Origin of the sequence: Kocuria sp. CNJ-770, from assembly GCF_001942375.1 — a bacterium.
Taxonomy (GTDB): domain Bacteria; phylum Actinomycetota; class Actinomycetes; order Actinomycetales; family Micrococcaceae; genus Kocuria; species Kocuria oceani.
This window is the reverse complement of the sequence record NZ_MKJW01000155.1, coordinates 36,491-56,259: the sequence shown is the minus strand read 5'-3', so window position 1 is coordinate 56,259 and position 19,769 is coordinate 36,491. Positions and strand designations below refer to the sequence as shown.

General features: G+C 71.3%; 11 protein-coding genes, 1 tRNA gene, 2 pseudogenes and 1 riboswitch. Of the genes and pseudogenes, 3 read left to right on the top strand and 11 right to left on the bottom strand.

Annotation, left to right across the window (positions count from 1 at the left end; genetic code table 11):
- Positions 1–53: 53 nt before the first annotated feature.
- The gene (locus BJF77_RS18285; protein WP_075873065.1) at positions 54–779 is read left to right on the top strand and encodes a hypothetical protein; all 726 of its coding nucleotides are present in this window, start codon (positions 54–56) and stop codon (positions 777–779) included.
- A gap of 151 nt (positions 780–930) precedes the next feature.
- On the opposite strand, the gene BJF77_RS18280 is transcribed toward BJF77_RS18285, so the two are convergent.
- Complete coding sequence (locus BJF77_RS18280) at positions 931–5,019, bottom strand: Pls/PosA family non-ribosomal peptide synthetase (protein ID WP_083665262.1); 4,089 nt, start codon at positions 5,017–5,019, stop codon at positions 931–933.
- Between the two features lie 683 nt (positions 5,020–5,702).
- On the opposite strand from BJF77_RS18280, the gene ectB reads away from it, so the two are divergent.
- Positions 5,703–7,034: a diaminobutyrate--2-oxoglutarate transaminase gene (ectB, locus tag BJF77_RS18275; protein WP_075873079.1), complete on the top strand. Its 1,332-nt coding sequence runs from the start codon at positions 5,703–5,705 to the stop codon at positions 7,032–7,034.
- Positions 7,035–7,206: 172 nt separating this feature from the next.
- Here the strand turns inward: ectB and BJF77_RS18270 are convergent.
- From BJF77_RS18270 to BJF77_RS18240, 7 genes and pseudogenes are all read right to left on the bottom strand, one after another.
- Positions 7,207–7,279 (bottom strand) — tRNA-Asn (locus BJF77_RS18270).
- A 79-nt stretch (positions 7,280–7,358) separates the two neighbouring features.
- Positions 7,359–9,235, bottom strand: a pseudogene (dnaG, locus tag BJF77_RS18265) (DNA primase).
- A 98-nt stretch (positions 9,236–9,333) separates the two neighbouring features.
- Positions 9,334–10,665, bottom strand: a complete 1,332-nt coding sequence (locus BJF77_RS18260; RefSeq protein WP_083665254.1) for an aromatic acid/H+ symport family MFS transporter — start codon at positions 10,663–10,665, stop codon at positions 9,334–9,336.
- Between the two features lie 112 nt (positions 10,666–10,777).
- Positions 10,778–12,109, bottom strand: a complete 1,332-nt coding sequence (locus BJF77_RS18255) for a deoxyguanosinetriphosphate triphosphohydrolase (protein WP_047801887.1) — start codon at positions 12,107–12,109, stop codon at positions 10,778–10,780.
- 30 nt (positions 12,110–12,139) lie between these two features.
- Positions 12,140–13,327 (bottom strand): tRNA dihydrouridine synthase DusB, encoded by a 1,188-nt coding sequence (gene dusB, locus BJF77_RS18250; RefSeq protein ID WP_047801888.1) that lies wholly within the window; start codon positions 13,325–13,327, stop codon positions 12,140–12,142.
- Positions 13,328–13,409: 82 nt separating this feature from the next.
- Positions 13,410–14,396 carry a GNAT family N-acetyltransferase gene (locus BJF77_RS18245; protein ID WP_075873064.1) on the bottom strand — a complete coding sequence of 329 codons (987 nt, stop codon included), beginning with the start codon at positions 14,394–14,396 and terminating at the stop codon, positions 13,410–13,412.
- Complete coding sequence (locus BJF77_RS18240) at positions 14,396–15,778, bottom strand: glycine--tRNA ligase (protein WP_075873063.1); 1,383 nt, start codon at positions 15,776–15,778, stop codon at positions 14,396–14,398. Before BJF77_RS18240 ends, BJF77_RS18245 begins: the two co-directional genes overlap by 1 nt.
- Before the next feature lie 232 nt (positions 15,779–16,010).
- Here BJF77_RS18240 and BJF77_RS18235 point away from each other — a divergent pair, with 232 nt between their 5' ends.
- On the top strand, positions 16,011–16,253 hold the full coding sequence (locus BJF77_RS18235) for an RNA-binding S4 domain-containing protein (protein WP_075873062.1): 243 nt from the start codon (positions 16,011–16,013) through the stop codon (positions 16,251–16,253).
- A gap of 10 nt (positions 16,254–16,263) precedes the next feature.
- Here the strand turns inward: BJF77_RS18235 and BJF77_RS18230 are convergent, their stop codons facing one another.
- The 3 genes and pseudogenes from BJF77_RS18230 to BJF77_RS18220 form a co-directional block, all read right to left on the bottom strand.
- The gene (locus BJF77_RS18230; RefSeq protein WP_075873061.1) at positions 16,264–16,935 is read right to left on the bottom strand and encodes an alpha/beta hydrolase; all 672 of its coding nucleotides are present in this window, start codon (positions 16,933–16,935) and stop codon (positions 16,264–16,266) included.
- Positions 16,932–18,152 (bottom strand): homoserine O-acetyltransferase, encoded by a 1,221-nt coding sequence (locus BJF77_RS18225; protein ID WP_075873060.1) that lies wholly within the window; start codon positions 18,150–18,152, stop codon positions 16,932–16,934. The genes BJF77_RS18230 and BJF77_RS18225 overlap by 4 nt, the downstream gene beginning before the upstream one ends.
- Positions 18,149–19,533, bottom strand: a pseudogene (locus tag BJF77_RS18220) (bifunctional o-acetylhomoserine/o-acetylserine sulfhydrylase). The gene BJF77_RS18225 and the pseudogene BJF77_RS18220 overlap by 4 nt, the downstream one beginning before the upstream one ends.
- A 78-nt stretch (positions 19,534–19,611) precedes the next feature.
- Positions 19,612–19,727, bottom strand: a riboswitch (SAM riboswitch).
- Positions 19,728–19,769 lie beyond the last annotated feature (42 nt).

Sequence of the window (19,769 nt, the reverse complement as noted above, 5' to 3'; positions counted from 1 at the left end):
CGCCCTACAGTGTGCAGTACGTGCCTCGCCCCCCGCCCCTGCAGGAGTACTCCGTGCGCAAGAAGACCCCCCTCGCCGCCCTGGTCCTCGCCACCGGCCTCGCCCTGACCGCCTGCTCCGACGACGCCGGGGAACCGGGGGACGGGTCGTCCTCCTCCAGCGCCCCGGCCGCGTCGCCGTCCGCATCCGCCACGGCCTCCGAGGCCCCTGAGGCGTCGGAGCCCTCGGAGGAGGCGACCGCCCCGGCCCCCGAGCCGGAACCGACCCAGGTCGGGCCCGCCGACAACCCCCCAGCGGACCCGGCCGCGACGGATCCGCTGGCGGCGTTCACGGGCACGGACGCCGGCGCCCGCTTCGCCGGGGCACTCACCGGCATCGACATCCTGGGCGGGGTCGGCGGGGGGCCCACGGTGCACCGGCTGAGCACGAACCTCTACGACCCCGGGGTCGCCGTGGACCTCTGCGAGAGCTACCGCACGGAGATGGGCATCGACCGCCAGCAGGTCGACGTCGTGGACTCCCTCGGCCAGTACCTCGCCAGCAACAGTGCCGATCCGGCGACCTGCGCCACCGCACCGGGCGCCAACCCCGGCCCCGGGGCGATCCCGGACCAGGACTTCACCTACGACGAGGCCTACGCCGCCTGGCAGTCCGGGATGCCGTACTACGACGCCTTCTGCCTGAACTACACCCCCGTCACCGACGCCGGGGTCTCCCAGTGCGAGGGCATCGAGGCCGGCACCGTCAACGCCGTCACCGGCGAGTACATCGGCGGTTGAGGGGCACGTCTGCTCCGCTTCGTCCCGGACGCGCACGAGGGCCGGGCTCCTGCACCCGCAGCATCAAATTCCGCGGTGAGGAGCCGACATGGCGTTGACCTGGGACAGGGAGGGTGCACCTGTGGTCCAGCGCTCGCCACCACCTGTGTGCTCACGGAAGGGGCGCCGGCGCCTCGTGACGGCCTCCGGCCGACGCGTGTGGCCCGTTTCCCGCCCGGGGAGGCCGGCCTCCACGCCCCTTGGTTCCGACCACGGCGGTATGGCGGCCGCTTCCTGCGGGAGGCGGCGGGGAGGCATGCGGCAGTTCACGGGCCGGGTTGCCGCCGAACGTCGTGGACGGCGGGATCTCCGTGCCCTTCATGACGAACGAATCGGCCTCGACCAGCGCGCCGTCCGCAACCGTGGCGCCGTAGTGGACGAAGGAGTTTGCTCCGAGGGTGCACCGCGCGCCGACCGTTGTCGGTTCGACCTTGAAGGCCCCGTCCTCCATGGAGTGGCACTGCACGATCGAAAGGACGTTCAGCGTGCAGTCGTCTCCGACGCTGACAAGCGTCCGTTCGGGGATGTAGCAGCCGTCGTCCAGAACGCGCCGGCCCATCCGAACGCCCAGCAGACGCCAGATGATCGGCTTGAACGGCGTGCCGTTGAACGCCTCCAGATAGGCCCTGGAGCTGAGCTTCCAGAAACGCTCCGTGCGCCAGAAGGGCACGTCGTAGATCGAGCAGAATACCGGCTGAAGTCGACGGAAGCCGAGCGAGGCACGCTCGGCCAGCAGGAAGTAGGCGACACTGAACACCTGCATCCCCAGGAACGCCGCGGTGACCGCAAAGACGTCGTAGACGCTGTGAAAGGCGATCGCATAGGAGGCGAACAGCAATCCTGCCGCGGCATAGAACCACGTCCGCAGGAGGAAGAGAAGGATCGTCACAGCGTTGTGGCGGTTCTTGGCCCGAAGCCGCGCCCGTAGCTCGGACCCGCTCGCCTGCGCCTTGAACTCGACATCCCGGCGAACCGTGCGGGGGATCTCGAAGGCCGGGGATCCCAGTAGTCCGACACCCTCGCGGCGAGCGCCGTCCACGGGCACCATCACCTTGGTGGCGAAGAGGCAGTTGTCGCCGGTCGTGGCGGTGGACGGGTAGTAGATGTTGTTGCCCAAGAAACTCCGGGCGCCGATGGTCACGGGCGAGACGGTGAACGAGCTGCTGGAGAAGTCCGCGTTCATGATCGCCAGTCCATCGGCGACCATCGTCCCGCTCCCGGTGGTGACCAGGTACGGGTTGTCCTGTTTCGTGGCCAGCCCGAAGTTGGAGCCTGTCTGCACGAGGCCGGGCTGCTTGTATCCCAGCAGGCGCACGTAGTGGACGACCAGTGAGCTGTCCCCCGTCAGCCGCATGAAGAACTGCACGTTGGTCATCCGATCTATCGCTCGCTGCACCGCGTAGCGCCAGCCGTACAGGGGATAGATGAGCCCCGGCGTGAGGCACAGGTTCAGGACCCGTGGGATGACCGCCAGAGCGATGGCGGCGAGCAGGAGCCCGAGCACTAGCAGGAGCAGCGCGAAGCCGAGAAGTTGGGCGTAGAACCACGGCTCTGTGTGGTCGAGGTGCCCGAGCCGGAGGTAGAAGGGGATCAGGAGCCCCAGCACGGCGAGGCCGAGACCGGGCGTCAATACCAGCCGATAGAGAATGGTGAGGATGCTGTAGACGACACGACGGCGCATACCGCAGTCCGTCGGCGCGACAGTCCGGAAGTCCGAGTCGGTGACCTGAGCAGGCGACCCGTGCCACCGCTGCCCGGAAGGCACCACTTGGAGGACGTGCAAAGAAGAGGCGTGCCCCAGCTGGGCACCGTCACCCAGGGCTGTGTGGATCTCCAGGACCGACCCTTCCCCGACCAGGGCATCACGCCCGAGGCGGACGGTGCCGGTCTGGATCATGCCGTCGTGCGCCCGGTAGCAGCTGATCAGCGCGTCCTTCCGCACCACGGCATCATCACCGATCGTCAGCAGGTCGGTGCACACCGGCACGTAGCGGGAGAAGATCGCCGTGCGTCGGCCGATCTTGGCTCCCAGCGCCCTCAGGTAGAGGGGATAGACAGGGGTGCCGATGAACATCTGCATGGGAGTCGCGCGAATGATGTTCTTGACCAGCCAGAACCTGAAGTAGTCGAGGCTCCACACCGGTATCTCCCGGACAGTCCAGCGCCCGACGAGCAACCACTTGGCCGCGATCGGGAACACGCACCACCCGATGAGGGTCAGGGCGCCGAAGACGAAGGCGCGCCAGAGTACATCCGGGAGATCCTGTCCGCTGCTGGTGAAGAGATAACCCTCCAGGAGCACGAGGCTGGCTACGAAGGTGGCCACGAGATAGACCACCGCCTGCAGAGTGCCGCACAGGACGTGGTGCCCGGCGCCGAGGGGCTCCGGACGATCCGTCCTGATCGGCCGGCTCTGCTCCGATACCTGCACGGCAGCGCTGTCGAGCGCACCGGCGAGCGCAGAGATCGTCGGCGCGGTGTAGAGGTCGCGCATCGCCGGCACCGGGACACGGGCGTCCTTGCGCAGACGACCGGTGAACTGCGCCAGCAGCATCGAATTGGCGCCGAGATCGGAGAAGAAGTTCGCGGTCGCCGACACCTTCTCGAGGCGGAGGACGGACGCAAGGGCTGCCGCCAGGACCTCCTCCGTGCGGGACGAAGGAGCAACGTAGGCGCCGTCACAGACCGTCGTGCGGTGCCCGCGCGGCGCCGGGAGGCTCTTCCGGTCCGCCTTGTCACTGGGCAGCATGGGAATGCGGTCAAGCCGTTCGAGGTACGCCGGAACCATATATCCGGGGAGTCGTTCACGCAGATGCCGACGGATGTCCTGGTCGTCGGGTACCTCGGTGTCGTGCCGGACCGTGTAGTACCCGACGAGTTCCACGAACCCGGGTTCCGGCTCGTAGGTGTTGACCACGGCCTGGGCGACCCCGGGAACCCGCAGGAGGACGGACTCGATCTCGCTCAGCTCGATGCGGTAGCCCCGCACCTTCACCTGGGTGTCGATGCGACCGTGGTACTCGATGTCTCCGTCCTCGTTGATTCTGCCCAGGTCCCCCGTCCGGTAGATCCGGCCCGAAGGGTTGTCCGGGATGTCGAGGAAGTCGGGGATGAAGGCTTTGTCCGTGAGATCGTCCCTGTTGACGTACCCTCGCGCGAGACCGACGCCCGCAAGACCGATCTCCCCGAGTTCGCCCCGGGGAAGCACCCTCGCTCCCTCCGGATCCAGGATGACAGCGGAGTAGGTCGGCAGAGGTTCGCCCAGGGTTACCGGCCGGTCAGGGTGAGCGATCGCCATGGTGGCCGTGACCGTCGCCTCCGTGGGGCCGTAGACGTTGAGGAAGCGACGGCCGGGCCGGTGCCAGCGGACGATCAGGTCCCGCGGGCAGGCCTCGCCGGAGACCAGGAGGAAGTCCAGTTCGGGAAGGTCGTCCTCGATGGTCGAGAGCAGAGTCGGGACGCAGCACATCGCCGACACCCGCTTCTCGGCCAGGAAGTCGGCCAGCTCGGGGCCGAGCAGTGCTGTGCCACGAGGCTTAGGGACGAGTGTCGCCCCAGCCATCCACGGAACCCAGATCTCCTCTACGGAGAAATCGAAGGCGATGGTCATGCCCTGGTAGACGCGGTGGTGCGACCGGATGCCGTAGACCTCGGCGGCCACACTGACGAAGTTGCAGATGCTGGCGTGTTCGATGGCAACCCCCTTGGGGCGGCCGGTGGAGCCGGAGGTGTAGATGATGTAGGCGAGGTCTTCCCGATCTCCTGCGCTCGGCTCGAGATCGACCCTGGAGGAGTCGCAGTGGTCGATTCGCTCCTGTTCGCGATCGAGGCACAGGAGAGGTGCGGTGACATCGGACAGGACGGTTTGCAGGCTTGACAGCGTCAGCACCCGTGAGACCTCGGCGTCCTCGATGATGTAGGCGATCCGGTCCGATGGGAATGCCGGGTCTAGGGGCACGTAGGCCGCATGGATCTTCAGCACCGCGAGCATGGCCGTGTAGGCGGGGACGGCGTGGTCGAAGAGCAGCGCGATCCGATCGCCGGGCGCTGCCCCGATCTCGAGGAGGTGGCGAGCCACCCGGTTCGCCCGTGCGTCGAGCTCTGCGTAGCTCAGGCGCATCCCGTCCGCGTCGACGGCGAGGCGGTCTGCATGACCGTCAAGGCGGAGGCGATCACAGACCGCCTCGAAGAGCCGCTCCAATCGGGTCCCACGAAGGCCCTCGACATGGTTCTCCCCCGGGAAGGACGTGAGGACCGGGTGGTCCCGTCCGCACTGGGCCGTCGACGTCTCCGAACCTTGCTGCTCCCGCCTGCTGTCAACACTCGAGCTCATGCGGCCCCCATTTCGAAGCTTTTCAAAATGAGCCGTGCTTCGAGCACGGTTATGCCCGGATCACGACTTTGATTATTCCTGACGACGACTCCGGATTCCCCCACCGGAGCGGTCGGACGGAAGTCAGACTAACTCCGCAGATGCCAACGGCAGAAAGGTCTGCGTCATGTTTCAGCACGTCACAGCGAGGAAGCTTTAAGAAATAATTGCATTCGCAATTTCTTGCCGAACGCTCAGGAGAAATATCGGTAATGTTCGAGGATTCCTGTGCGACACCTTTGCGGATGGCTATGGTCTGGGCCATGCCCGATTTTGTGTCCGCCCGGCCAGTGATTGCCGAACATTCCACTCCACCATCGCGCGCCCCGCCGCATCGACCCCCGCGCGGCCGTGACTGATCCCCCCAACCCCCTCATGACCGGACACCCCGGCCCGCCACGACATCCGTCCGGACCGGCACCCAGCTCTACGCGACCGACGAGCGCTCCGCACGGACGCCGGACGACTCGACGGCCGCCTCGTCCACTTCTCATCAATCGGGAGTCATGCTCATGTCAACCACCATCTTCGAGGACCTCGAGTCGAACGTCCGCAGTTACTGCCGCAACTGGTCCGCCGTCTTCGAGACCGCCCGCGGCTCCCGGCTCCGGGCCGAGGACGGTCAGATCTACCTGGACTTCTTCTCCGGAGCGGGGGCCCTGAACTACGGACACAACGATCCGGACCTCAAGCGGGCACTGATCGACTACCTGGCCGCCGACGGGGTCGTCCATTCGCTGGACACGTACACCGACGCGAAGCGCCGCTTCCTCGTGGCCTTCGAGGAGCAGGTGCTCCGGCCGCGTGGCCTGGACCACAAGGTCCAGTTCACCGGACCCACCGGGACGAACAGCGTCGAGGCCGCCCTGAAACTGGCACGGCTGAACACCGGCCGCACCGGCATCGTGACCTTCACGAACGCCTTCCACGGCATGACCCTGGGGTCCCTGTCCGTCACCGGCAACGCCATGAAACGCAACGGCGCGGGAGTCCCGCTGCCGTTCGTCACCACGGCGCCCTACGACCGCTACCTCGACGATCCGTCGTGGAGCTTCTCCTGGCTGGCCAAGACCTGGGCGGACGCCAGCTCCGGTGTGGAGCGGCCCGCCGCCGTCATTGTGGAGACCGTCCAGGGCGAGGGCGGCCTGAACGCCGCCCGTGCGGAGTGGCTTCGCCGGCTCGAGGCGCTCTGCCGGGCCCACGACGTCCTGCTGATCGTCGACGACGTCCAGGCCGGCTGCGGGCGCACCGGGACCTTCTTCAGCTTCGAGGAGGCCGGCATCACGCCGGACATCGTGTGCCTGTCGAAGTCCATCTCGGGCTACGGGTTGCCCATGGCACTCGTCCTCCTGCGCCCGGAGCTGGACGTGTGGGAACCCGGCCAGCACAACGGGACCTTCCGCGGCAACAACGCCGCCTTCATCACCGGGACTGCCGCTCTGGAGAAGTACTGGGCCGACGGCGGGGCCTTCGAGCGGTCCGTCGCCGAGCGCGGGAGGCAGCTCTCAACCGGCCTCTCGAAGATCGCCGCCCGCGTCGAGGGAGCAACGTGCCGAGGGCGGGGCCTGCTGGCCGGGGTGCACTTCCCCGATCCGGACTTGGCGGAAAGGATCGCCGCGGCCGCCTACGAACGACGCCTGCTCGTCGAGACCTCGGGCCCGCAGTCCGAGGTGCTCAAGACCATGCCGGCCCTGAACATCACCCGGGAAGAGCTCGAAGAAGGCCTCGACATCCTGCTGGAGGCCACGTGTGCCGTGCTCGCCGAGCGCAGGCCGCACGTCCAGGGAACCGTGCGGATCCGGGAGCGGGTGCCGGTGCCGGTGCCGGCAGCTCCTGAGCTCTGAGCCGCACTGCGCTCGCGGGCCCGCGGTCCGTCGTGACGGTCGTCGCAGATCGGGCGGGTGCGGACGGAGAAGCTGTCTGCCGAGTTTCCCGACGCGGTGCTCCGTCCGTCGCGGGGCCGGGCACGACGAAGGCCCTCGTCGGCGTTTCCGCCGACGAGGGCCTTCTGTGCTGCTCCCCCGACTGGACTCGAACCAGTAACCCTTCGATTAACAGTCGAATGCTCTGCCAATTGAGCTACGGGGGACCGTGCACGCACGCGTGCAACGAGCCACTACTGTACCGCCCCGGGCAGGGTTCGACAAATTGCGAGCCCGGCGCGCCGCTCAGTCCTGGCGCAGGCTGCGCCGCTGCATCTCCAGCTCCAGCAGCTCGCGCTGGAGCTGCTGGTAGCGCTCCCGCTGCCCGGCGGGGTCCGTGCGCTGCAGCTCGGCGAGCCGGTCGGACTTGCGCCGGTTGATCTGCAGCTCGAAGAGCCGGTTGAGGATGTCCGCCGTGTAGCGCTCCAGCTGCTGCTGGGTGGTGGCCGGCAGCGGGGTCACGGCGAGCTCGGCGAGGAAGCCGTGCAGCGGTTCGGGCAGGTGCCCGCGCACGGCGTCCACCCACACCTGGCCGCCGGGCACCCCGGCGCCGTCGCCGAGGAGTCCCGCGCGGGCGGCGAGCACGGCGTCGTGCACGGCGCCGTGCACGGGGTAGCGGAAGACGCTGAGGCCGAACTCCTCCCAGTGCCGCTCCAGCATCAGGTCCGGGCACTGGATCGCGGTCTCGAGCGCCTCGCGCTCCATCCGGGCCACCGGTTCGCGCGGATCGGGCAGCTCCACGGCGGGCGGGCCGGAGGTCTCGGGCTCCTGCCGCGGGGGCTCCGCCCGCCCTCCCGGGGGGCGCGGCCGGCGGCGTCGACGGCGCGCTGGACCTCGGCGGGGTCCAGGCCGAGCCAGCCCGCGAGCTGGCGGGCGTAGGCGGGGCGCAGGGAACGGTCCCGGATCCGCGCCACGATGGGCGCGCACGCCCGCATGGCCCGGATCCGGCCCTCGATGGTGTCGAGGTCGTAGTTCTTCAGCGTGGCCCGGATGGCGAACTCGAACAGGGGCCGGCGGTTCTCCACCAGCTCGGCCACGGCGGCGTCGCCGCGGGCCAGCCGCAGGTCGCACGGGTCCATCCCGTGGGGCTCGACCGCCACGTAGGTCTGGGCCACGAACTTCTGGTCCTCCTCGAACGCGCGCAGGGCTGCCTTCTGCCCGGCGGCGTCGCCGTCGAAGGTGAAGACCACCTCGCCCCCGCCGCCGTCGTCGGAGAGGAAGCGGCGGACGATCTTGATGTGCTCGGGGCCGAAGGCGGTGCCGCACGTGGCCACGGCCGTGGTCACCCCGGCCAGGTGGCAGGCCATGACGTCCGTGTAGCCCTCGACGACGACGAGCCGGCGCTGCCTGGCGATCTCCCGCTTGGCGAGGTCGATCCCGTAGAGCACCTGGGACTTCTTGTAGAGCGCCGTCTCGGGGGTGTTGAGGTACTTGGGGCCGGGGTCGTCGTCGTCGAGCTTGCGGGCGCCGAAGCCGATGACCTCGCCGGCGACCGCGCGGATCGGCCACACCAGCCGCCCGCGGAAGCGGTCGTAGAGCCCGCGGTTGCCCTCGGAGAACATCCCGGTGAGCTTGAGCTCCTGGTCGGTGAAGCCGCGCTCGCGCAGGTGCTTGAGCAGGTGGTCCCAGCCGCGCGGGGCGTAGCCCACCCCGTAGCGCTTGGCCGCCTCGCCGTCGAAGCCCCGCTCCCCCAGGAACTGCTGGGCGGGGGCGGCCTGGCGGGTGTAGAGGTGGCGCTGGAAGAACTCGGCGGCGACCTTGTGCGCGTCCAGCAGCCGCTGGCGGCGCCCGACCTCCTCCTTCTTCGGCCCCGAGCCCTGCTCGTAGTGCAGCTCGTAGCCCACGCGGGCGGCGAGCTTCTCCACCGTCTCCGCGAACGTGGTGTGGTCGATGTTCATCAGGAACGCGATGACGTCCCCGGACTCGTCGCAGCCGAAGCAGTGGTAGGTCCCCATCTGCGGCCGGACGTGGAAGGACGGCGAGCGCTCGTCGTGGAAGGGGCACAGGCCCTTCCAGGAGCCGATGCCGGCGCTCTTGAGGGTGACGTAGCCGTCGACGATCTCCTTGATGTCGGTGCGCGCGCGCACCTCGTCGATGTCCTCGCGTCTGATCAGTCCTGCCACGGGAACAGTCTAGGCGCGCCGCCCGACGCGCCCGGCCGGACCCCGGCGGCGGTGCAGTGCCGCCGGGGCCGTTGGTGCGGCCCCGGGCGCGGCGGGGCTCAGCGGGCGGTCTCGCGCAGCTCCTGGCGGGTCTTCGTGCCGGCCAGGGCCAGCCCGCCCAGGCCGCCCACCGCGGCGAAGGCGAAGAAGCCCCAGGGATAGGCCAGCCCGGCGGTCAGCAGTGTCCCGCCGATGATGGGCCCGGAGATCGCCCCGAGCCGGCCCACGCCGGCGGACATGCCCAGGGCCGTGGCGCGCACCCGCGGCGGGTGGTTGGCCGCGGTGAACGCGTAGACGAGCACCTGGGAGGAGAAGACGAAGAAGCCGGTGACGAGGACCAGGGCGTAGATCCCGAGCAGGGGCAGCCGGATCGCCAGCGCCGCCAGCAGCGCCGCCGAGCCGAGGAACCAGACGATGCCCGCCACCCGCGGGGTGATCCGGTCGGCCACCCGGCCGGCGACGGCCAGGCCGAGGATGGCGCCCACGTTGAGGATGAGCAGGAAGCCGAGGGAGTTGCCGAGGTCGTACTCGGCGGCGCGCATGATCTGCGGGAGCCAGGTGTTGAGCCCGTAGACGAGCAGCAGGCCCATGAAGGAGGCCACCCAGATCGCCACGGAGTTGCGGCGCCAGCCCGGGGCCAGCAGCATCCTGGCGCCGGCCTTCTCGGCCTGCTCCTCCGCCGCGGAGCGGTGGGCGATCTCCAGGCCGTAGTGCTCGGCCACCGCGCGGGCCTCGGCGGCGCGGCCCTGCGATGCGAGCCAGGACGGGGACTCGGGCAGGAGGACGACCATCAGCGGCACGAGGACGAGGGCCGGCAGGGCGCCCAGGACGAACATCTCCTGCCAGCCGAACTGGCGGACCACGGCGATGGCGACCGCCGCGGTGAGCACGGCGCCCACGTGGTAGCCGGTCATCACCAGCGTGGTGGCGTTGGCGCCCCGCCCGCGGCGGGCGAACTCCGTGACCATCGCGATGGCGGTGGGCAGGCATCCGCCCAGGCCCAGGCCCGCGAGGAAGCGCAGGAGGCCGAAGACGAGCACGTTCGGGGAGAAGGCCGCGGCGAAGGTCAGCAGGGAGAACAGGACCACGGCGCCGATGAGCATCCTGCGGCGGCCGAGCAGGTCGGTGAGGTAGCCCATCGCGAGGGCGCCGATCATCATGCCCAGGAGCCCGGCGGTGGCCACGGCGGTGCCCTGGGCGGTGGTCATGCCCAGGGCGCCGTTCTCGAGCATGGACGGCAGCACCGCGCCCAGGACCACGGCGTCGAAGCCGTCGAGCAGCACCGCCGTCCAGCACAGCGGCGCCACCCAGGCGCGGGAGCGGAGCACGGGCGCGGGACGCCCGGCGGGGGTGGACGCCGCGTGCGCGGCGGACCCGGGAGAGGAGCTCATGGCGTTCAGACCTTCTGTGAGGAGGAGCACAGGTCCGACGATTCTAGGAAGCGCCCGCCGGGGAGACCCAGCTCACATCCGTTGAACGGGATGCTCGGTGCCGCCGCCGGTGTCACCAGAGAGGCTTGTCCCCCACCCGCCAGTGCGTGCCGCGGATCCGGTCGTGGAGGGCCACGGCGGAGAGGTCGGTGAGGGAGGCGATCTGGTCCACCACGAGCCGCAGCCGGGCCGTCTCCGTCCCCGGACCCTCGCCGATCTCGTGCCAGTCGGCGGCGAAGGCGTGCGAGAGGTAGCGCCCGTCCGAGTCCATGAGCGCGCCCACGAGGATGGAGAGCACCTCCTGCTGGTTGTCGTAGATCGGCTGGGCGTCGCGCACCGTGATGACGTAGGTGGTGGCGATGCCCTTGAGCACCGCGATCTCCACCGCCGTGTCCTGCGGGACGACGAGCTGGGCGTCGTAGCGGGTCAGCGGGTCCTCGCCGTAGATGTCCCGGGTGGCGCCCACCGCGGACATCGCGAAGCGCCCGATGAGCTGGCTCGTCATGTTCTTGAGCCGGGCGAGGTCCTTGCGGGAGCCGTCCATCTCCCGCACCCACAGGGAGGAGTCCTCCAGGCGGGTGAGGGCCGCGTCGAGGACGGCGGGGTCGGCCCCGGGCAGGTACCACCGCCGGGTCATCTCGAGCACCTTGTCCCGCTGGGTGGTGTCGGCCAGCCAGCCCAGCTGCACGTACCCGGAGGCGATCGCGTCCTCGACGTCGTGCACCGAGTAGGAGATGTCGTCGGAGAGATCCATGACCTGGGCCTCCAGGCACTTCGTGCGCGCGGGCGCGCCCTCCCGCAGCCACTCGAACACCGGCAGGTCGTCGGCGTACACCCCGAACTTCGGGGAGCGGGTCCCGTCCGGGCGCAGCGGCGCCTCGTGCGCCTGCCACGGGTACTTGCAGGCGGCGTCGAGCACCGCGCGGGTCAGGTTCAGGCCCGCGGGCGCCCCGGCGTCGTCGAGCACCTTCGGCTCGAGCCGGGTGAGCAGCCGCAGGGTCTGCGCGTTGCCCTCGAAGCCGCCGATGTGCCGGGTCAGCCGGTGCAGGGCCGACTCCCCGTTGTGCCCGAAGGGAGGGTGGCCGAGGTCGTGGGAGAGGCAGGCGGCGTCGACGACGTCGGGGTCGCAGCCGAGCATCCGGCCCAGCTCCCGGCCGATCTGGGCGACCTCCAGGGAGTGGGTCAGGCGGTTGCGCACGAAGTCGTCGGTGTCCGGGGAGACGACCTGCGTCTTGGACGCCAGGCGCCGCAGCCCCGAGGAGTGCAGGATCCGGGCGCGGTCCCGCTCGAAGTCGGAGCGGTACTTGTTGTGGTGGTCCTCCGCCACCCAGCGCGCCACGTCGCGGGCCTCGTAGCCCGGGGCCGGGGAACCGGTGCGGTCGATCTCGATGGACGTGTGGGGCATGCCCGGTCCTTCCTGGTCGGGGAGGGCGGCTCAGCCGCCGGAGACGTCGAGCTCCGCCGCGACCAGGCCCAGCCGCTCGGCGTCGCCCAGTTCGCGGGAGTCCAGCCAGCCCTGCGGCAGGTGCGGCCGCTTGGGCGAGCCGGCCCGTCCGCGCGGCCCCTCCACCGCCGGGCCCGGGTAGCCGAGGGTGAGGTCGAGCTCGGCCAGCAGCTCGCGCAGGGTGGCGAGGTCGGGCACCTGGGCCATCCGCGCCCGCAGCTCCCCGCCCACCGGGTAGCCCTTGAAGTACCAGGCGACGTGCTTGCGGATGTCGCGCAGCCCCTTGGCCTCGTCGCCGAACATCTCGACGAGCAGCTCCGCGTGCCGGTAGATCGTGCGGGCGACCTCGGCGACCCCGGGCCGGAAGCGGTCGGGGCGGCCCTCGAAGGCGGCCTGCAGGTCCCCGAACAGCCAGGGCCGGCCCTGGCAGCCGCGGCCGATGACCACGCCGTCCACTCCGGTCTGCTCGACCATGCGCACGGCGTCCTCGGCGCTCCAGATGTCGCCGTTGCCGAGCACGGGAACGTCGGGCAGGGCCTCGCGCAGCTCGGCGATGGCGCTCCAGTCCGCGGTCCCCGAGTAGTGCTGCTCGAGGGTGCGCCCGTGCAGCGACACGGCCGCGACGCCGAGGTCCCGGGCGATCCGGCCGGCCTCGAGGTGGGTGAGGTGGGCGTCGTCGATGCCCTTGCGCATCTTGACGGTCACGGGGACGTCGCCGCGGGAGGCCTCCTCCACGGCGGTGCGCACGATGGCGGTGAACAGGTCGGTCTTCCAGGGCAGGGCCGACCCGCCGCCGCGCTTGGTGACCTTGGGCACGGGGCAGCCGAAGTTGAGGTCGATGTGGTCGGCGCGGTCCTCCTCCACGACCATGCGCACGGCCCGGCCGACGTGGACGGCGTCCACCCCGTAGATTTGGATGGAGCGGGGGGTCTCGTCCGGGTCGTGGTCGATGATCCGCATGGACTCGGGCCGGCGCTCCACGAGGGCGCGGGCGGTGACCATCTCGGTGACGTAGAGCCCGCCGCCGTACTCCCGGCACAGCCGGCGGAACGCCTTGTTGGTCACCCCGGCCATGGGGGCCAGCACCACGGGCACGTCGATCGTGAGGCCGCCCAGCTGCAGCGGCGGCAGGTCGAGCCGGGCGGGCCCGGGCAGGGTGTCGGTCGGTCGCGTATCCATCACCGGGGAATTCTCTCACGGACGGCCGACGGGCCGGGGCCCCGGGACCGTGGTCCCGGGGCCCGGCCCGTGCCGCAGCAGCTCAGGCCGCGGGCGGCTCCGCGAGGACCACGGTGGTCTCCACGACCGTGGCCGCGCCGGCGGCGAGCAGGTTCTCGACGACGGTGGTCAGCGGCGCCATGGACCCGTCCACCTGGAACTGCACCGGGTGCTGGTGGGCCAGCAGGGCCAGCAGCCGCTCCAGCGCCGGTCCCGCCGCGGCGTCCTCCGGGGTCCAGCCGAGCACCACGTGCGCCGGGGCGTCCTCGGCCGTCCGCCCCGCGTCCGGCTCCGGGCCGCCGCCCGGGGCGGCGTCCAGCTCGACCGGTCGGTAGCTGACGGCGAAGGCCGAGATCCGCCCCCGCTCCCCCGCCGCCACGCCGTTGCGCAGCACCAGGGCCCCGTACGCGTGCGCGGCGTCGGAGAGGAACAGCTGGTTGACCCGCCCGATTGGCAGCTCGGCCGGCCGGTCCCAGGCGTGCACGGAGCGGTAGAACTCCCACAGCGCCCGGGTGAGCTCCACGGAGCCGGTGGCCAGGTCCTCCACGGCCTGGGCCGGCGTGCCGTCGGGGTGCTCGCGCAGCGGCTGCAGCGGCAGCGCCCCGGCTCCGACGCGGACCACCGTGGAGACCTGGACGGGCTCCAGGCCGGCCGCGCGGGCGAACCGCTCCCCCGCCGAGCCGGGCCCGGCCTTGGTGCGCAGCGCCCGCACGCCCGAGGGCGAGTCCGCCGCCTCGGCGCGCAGCCGCTCCAGCAGGGCCCGGCCGATGCCCTCGCCGCGGCGGTCGGGGGCGACCTCGACGTAGACCCACAGCCGCAGGGGGTGCAGCGCCGACTCGTAGACGGTCCCGGCGGCGACCGGCACCCCGGCGTCCTCCGCGACCACGGTCCGCGACCACGGGGTGTCGGCGTCGGGGCGCAGCACGGCGCGGAACGCGGCGGCCTGCGGGGTCTCCGGGTCCGGCCACACCTCCAGCAGCCGCAGGTCGTCGCCGTCCCGCCAGGGGCGCAGGGTGAGCGCGGCGCTCATCAGCGGACGAGCTTCTCGGCGAGGTAGGACTTCACCTGGTCCAGGGCCACGCGCTCCTGGGTCATGGCGTCCCGCTCGCGGATGGTCACGGCCTGGTCCTCGAGGGTGTCGAAGTCCACGGTGATGCAGTACGGGGTGCCGATCTCGTCCTGGCGGCGGTAGCGGCGCCCGATCGCCCCGGAGTCGTCGAAGTCGATGTTCCAGTTCCGGCGCAGCTCGGCGGCCAGGTCCCGGGCCTTCGGCGAGAGCTCCTCGTTGCGGGACAGCGGCAGGACGGCGGCCTTGACCGGGGCCAGCCGCGGGTCCAGCTTCAGCACGGTGCGCTTGTCCACCCCGCCCTTGGAGTTGGGCGCCTCGTCCTCGGTGTAGGCGTCCACCAGGAAGGCCATCATCGAGCGGGTCAGCCCGAAGGAGGGCTCGATCACGTAGGGCACGTAGCGCTCGTTGGTCTGCTGGTCGAAGTAGCTGAGGTCGGCGTTGGAGTGCTGGTTGTGCACGCCGAGGTCGTAGTCGGTGCGGTTGGCCACGCCCATGAGCTCGCCCCACGGGTTGCCCTGGAAGCCGAACCGGTACTCGATGTCGATCGTCCCGGCGGAGTAGTGCGCGCGGTCGTCCTCGGGGACGTCGTAGCGGCGCATGTGGTCGGGGTCGATGCCGAGGTCGGTGAACCAGCTCCAGCACGCCTCGACCCACTCGTCGAACCAGTGCCCGGCCTCGGAGGGGTGGGTGAAGTACTCGATCTCCATCTGCTCGAACTCGCGGGTGCGGAAGATGAAGTTGCCCGGGGTGATCTCGTTGCGGAAGGCCTTGCCGATCTGGCCGATGCCGAACGGCGGCTTCTTGCGCGAGGCGGTGACCACGTTGTTGAAGTTCACGAAGATGCCCTGCGCGGTCTCGGGCCGGAGGTAGTGCAGGCCCTCCTCGTTGTCGACCGGGCCGAGGAAGGTCTTCAGCAGGCCGGAGAACTGCTGGGGCTCGGTCCACTGGCCCTTGGTGCCGCAGTTGGGGCAGGGGATCTCGGCCATCCCGTTCTCCGGGGCACGGCCCTTCTTCTCCTCGAACGCCTCGATCAGGTGGTCCTGGCGGGCGCGCCGGTGGCAGGAGGTGCACTCCACGAGCGGGTCCGTGAAGGTGGCCACGTGCCCGGAGGCCTCCCAGACGGCCTTCGGCAGGATGATCGAGGAGTCGAGGCCCACCATGTCCTCGCGCCCGCGCACGAAGGTCTGCCACCACTCGCGCTTGATGTTCTCCTTGAGCTCGGCGCCGAGGGGCCCGTAGTCCCAGGCGGAGCGGGAGCCGCCGTAGATCTCACCCGCCTGGAACACGAAACCGCGGCGCTTGGCCAGCGAGATGACGTTGTCCAACGTGGACTTGGGGGCCATGGGGATCACTCCAGGTTCTCGCCCGACCGCCGGCTGCGGACGCGCGTGGTGGGTTGCGTAGCCCGGCGGGTCGCCGCCGGGGATGCGGCCGTCGTCGGCCGTCACGGGTCGGGGACGCCGCGGGCGGCGTCCCGACCCAGGGTAGCCAATCGCCGGGACCGTCGCCGACCGGCGGAACGGGGGCGGGTGCCGCTGCGGCCCGCCGGCCGCCAGTACCTGGGACACTGGGGGCATGACGAGCTCCCCGACGCCCCGGCACACCGACGACCTGCCCATCCGCGACGACATGATCCGGCTCGGCCAGGCCCTGAAGCTGGCCAACCTCGCCGAGGACGGCGCCCAGGCCCGCTCCCTCGTGGAGGAGGGGCGGGTGAGCGTCAACGGCGAGGTCGAGACGCGGCGCGGCCGGCAGCTGCACCCGGGCGACGTGGTCTCGACCGGGGACGCCGCCGTCCGGATCACCGCGGGCGGCTGAGCGTCCGGGGTCAGCCCCCCAGGACCACGTGGGTGAGGTACTCCCGCACGTGGCGCAGCTCCTGGGGGCTGATCCCGTGGCCCACCCCGGTGTAGTGCACCTTCATGACGTCGGCGTGCTCGAGCATCCACTCGGCCGTGCTGTCGACGAGGTGCTGCGGAATGACCGGGTCCTGCGGGTCGCGGCCCCAGAACATCGGCAGGGGACGCTCGCGCAGCCGCTCGTCCGCGAAGGCTGTGTGCTCGCCCGGCACCACGAACCCGGACAGGCCCACCACCGCGGCGATCTCCCCGGGCAGGGCGCGCGCCAGCGAGGTGGCCATCGCCATGCCCTGCGAGAAGCCCAGCAGCGTGATGCTGGAGTGCTCCGCGGCGCGCTCGCGCAGCCAGGCGGCCACGGGCGCCACCGCCTCGGCGACGCGCTCGGCGGAGAAGCTGAGGTCGGCCGCGAGCGGGAACCACTGGAAGCCCAGCTGCGCGGGCTGGGGCGCGCGCAGGGAGGCCACGCTGAACTCGCCCGGCAGCTCCGGGACGAGGCCCATCAGGTCGTGCTCGTGCGAGCCGTAGCCGTGCAGCAGCACGAGCAGCGGGGTGCCGGGGCGGGCGGCGGGGTCGGTGCTCCACACGGCGTGCGGGGTGGTCGCGTGCGGGGCGGTTCCGGTCGGGGCGGGGGCGTCGGTCATGGCACCAGTGTGCCACCCGCGGCGCCGCCCGCCCGGGCGCAGGGGCGGGCCAGCACGGTCTCCACGAGCAGCTTCCCCACCTGTGGCGCCTCGATGAGGAACCCGTCGTGCCCGGACGGGGACGTGAGGGTGTGCCGCCGGACGTCCCCGGGCAGGGCGGCGGCCAGGACGTCGGACTCGCGCGGGAGGTACAGGCGGTCGGAGTCGACCGCGGCCACCAGCCACTCGCACGAGGTCACCGACAGGGCCTCCTCCAGCGTGCCGCGGCCGCGGCAGACGTCGTGGGACATGAGCGTCTCGTTGACGGCGAGGTAGCTGTTGGCGTCGAACCGGCCCGCGAGCTTGGAGGCCTGGTGGTCGAGGTAGCTCTCGACCTGGTAGCGCCCGCGGCCCCCGGGGTGGGTGCCGATCACCTGCTCCTCGGCCTGCGGGGTGCGCCCGAACCGGTGGTGCAGCTCGTCGGCGGAGCGGTAGGTGATGTGGGCGATCCGCCGGGCCAGGCCCAGCCCGGTCACCGGGAAGGGCCCGTCGTAGTAGTCCCCGCCCCGGAAGTCCGGGTCCTGGCGGATCGCGAGGTTCTGCGCCTGCCCCCAGGCGAGCTGCTCGGCGCTGGACTGGGGGCACGCGGCGACCACCGCGCAGGCCCGGACCCGCTCCGGGTAGGTCACCGCCCACTCCAGGGCGCGCGCCCCGCCCATGGACCCGCCGATGACCAGGCGCCACGTGTCGATGCCCAGGGCGTCGGCCAGGGCGGCCTCCGCGCGCACGGAGTCCCGCACGGTGACCAGGGGGAAGCGGGAGCCCCAGGGCCGGCGCTCGGGGTCCACCTCGGCCGGGGCCGGGGTGGACGGTCCCGTGGAGCCGTAGCAGCCGCCCACGATGTTGGCGCACACCACGAAGTAGCGGTCGGTGTCGATGGCGGCGCCGGGGCCGACCAGGCCGTCCCACCAGCCGCCGCTCTCGGCGGCGCGGCGCCGCGCCTCCGGGGCCCCGGGCCGGGCCCTCCCGGCGGCGACGTGGGTGTCCCCGGTCAGGGCGTGCTCCACGAGCACCGCGTTGGAGCCGTCCGGGGCGAGCACGCCCCAGGTCTCGTAGGCGATCCGGACCTCCGGCAGCCGGAAGCCGGACTCCAGCTCCAGGGTGCCGATCTCGGCGTGCCGCGGCACGCCGTCCTCGCGCACGTCCGCGCCGGCGCCGCGCAGCACCGTCACGCTCACTCCTGCCCTCCGGCCGCGGCCGCGGCGAAGCCCTGCTCCAGGTCCGCCAGGATGTCCGTGACGTTCTCCAGCCCCACGGACAGGCGCACGAAGCCGGGCTCCACCCCCGCCGCGAGCTGCTCCTCGGGCAGCAGCTGGCTGTGCGTGGTGGACGCGGGATGGATCACCAGGGAGCGGACGTCGCCGATGTTCGCCACGTTGGAGTGCAGCGTCAGGGCGTCCACGAAGGCCGCGCCGGCCGCCCGGCCGCCCTCGAGGACGAACCCGAGGACGGAGCCGGCGCCGCGGGGCGCGTACTTGCGCGCCCGGTCGTGCCAGGGCGAGGACTCCAGCCCCGCCCAGCTCACCGAGCGGACGTCCTCCCGCGCCTCCAGCCAGCGGGCCACCTCCCCGGCGTTGGCCACGTGGCGCTCCATGCGCAGCGACAGCGTCTCGATGCCCTGCTCGATGAGGAAGGCGTTGAACGGGGAGATCGCCGAGCCGAGGTCGCGCAGCAGCTGCACCCGGGCCTTGAGGATGTAGGAGAGGTTGACCCCGAACGCGCCCTCCGCGCCGAGGGCCTGGGCGTAAACGAGCCCGCCGTAGGACTCGTCGGGCTCGTTGAAGCCGGGGAAGCGCTCCGGGTACCGGCCGAAGTCGAAGGCGCCGGAGTCCACGATCACGCCGCCGATCGCGGTGCCGTGCCCGCCCATGAACTTCGTGGCGGAGTGCACCACGATGTCCGCGCCCCAGCGGAACGGCTGGACGAGGTAGGGGGTCGCCACCGTGTTGTCCACGATGAGCGGGACCTCGTGGTCGTGGGCGATCCCGGAGACCGTCTCGATGTCGAGGACGTCGTTGCGCGGGTTCGGGATGGTCTCGGCGTAGAACGCCTTGGTGTTCGGGCGCACGGCCCGCCGCCAGGCCTCCGGGTCGTCCGGGTCGGTCACGAAGGTGGTCTCGATGCCGAGCTTGGGCAGCGTGAACTTGAGGAGGTTGTACGTCCCGCCGTACAGGCTCGGGCTGGCCACCACGTGGTCCCCCGCCCCGGCGAGGTTGAGCACCGCGAACGTCGTGGCCGACTGCCCAGCGCTGAGCATCAGGCGCCCACCCCGCCCTCCAGGGCGCTGATGCGGTTCTCCACGACCTCCGTGGTCGGGTTGCCGATGCGGGTGTAGATGGGTCCCAGCTCCGCGAGCGCGAAGCGGTCCGCAGCGGCCTGGGCGTCGGGGAAGACGAAGGACGTGCTCTGGTGGATGGGCAGGGCGCGGGAGCCGGTCACCGGATCGGGGCGCTGGCCGGCGTGGATCTGCTGGGTCTCGAACGACCAGCCGGCCGGGTGCTCGGGGGTGGGCAGCGCGGTCGCGGTGCGGTCGGCCGTGGAAGCAGTGGACTCGGACATGCCGGGAGACTCCTTGCGGGTGTCAGGGGTCCGGTGTCCGACCGTGGTGGTGCTGCCGTGCGACGGCCGGGCACCGAGGACCCGCGCTTGCTCGCTCGCCGGTCGCGAGGAGCCCGGTCTTCACCCAGGGCACCCCACCGCGGTGGAGGGTTGCCGGCCAGCTAGCTGGGGCTTGGACGCTGGCGCTCATGACCTGGACAGCATTCTCCGGATTCGGGCGACACGGCGTCAAGCCG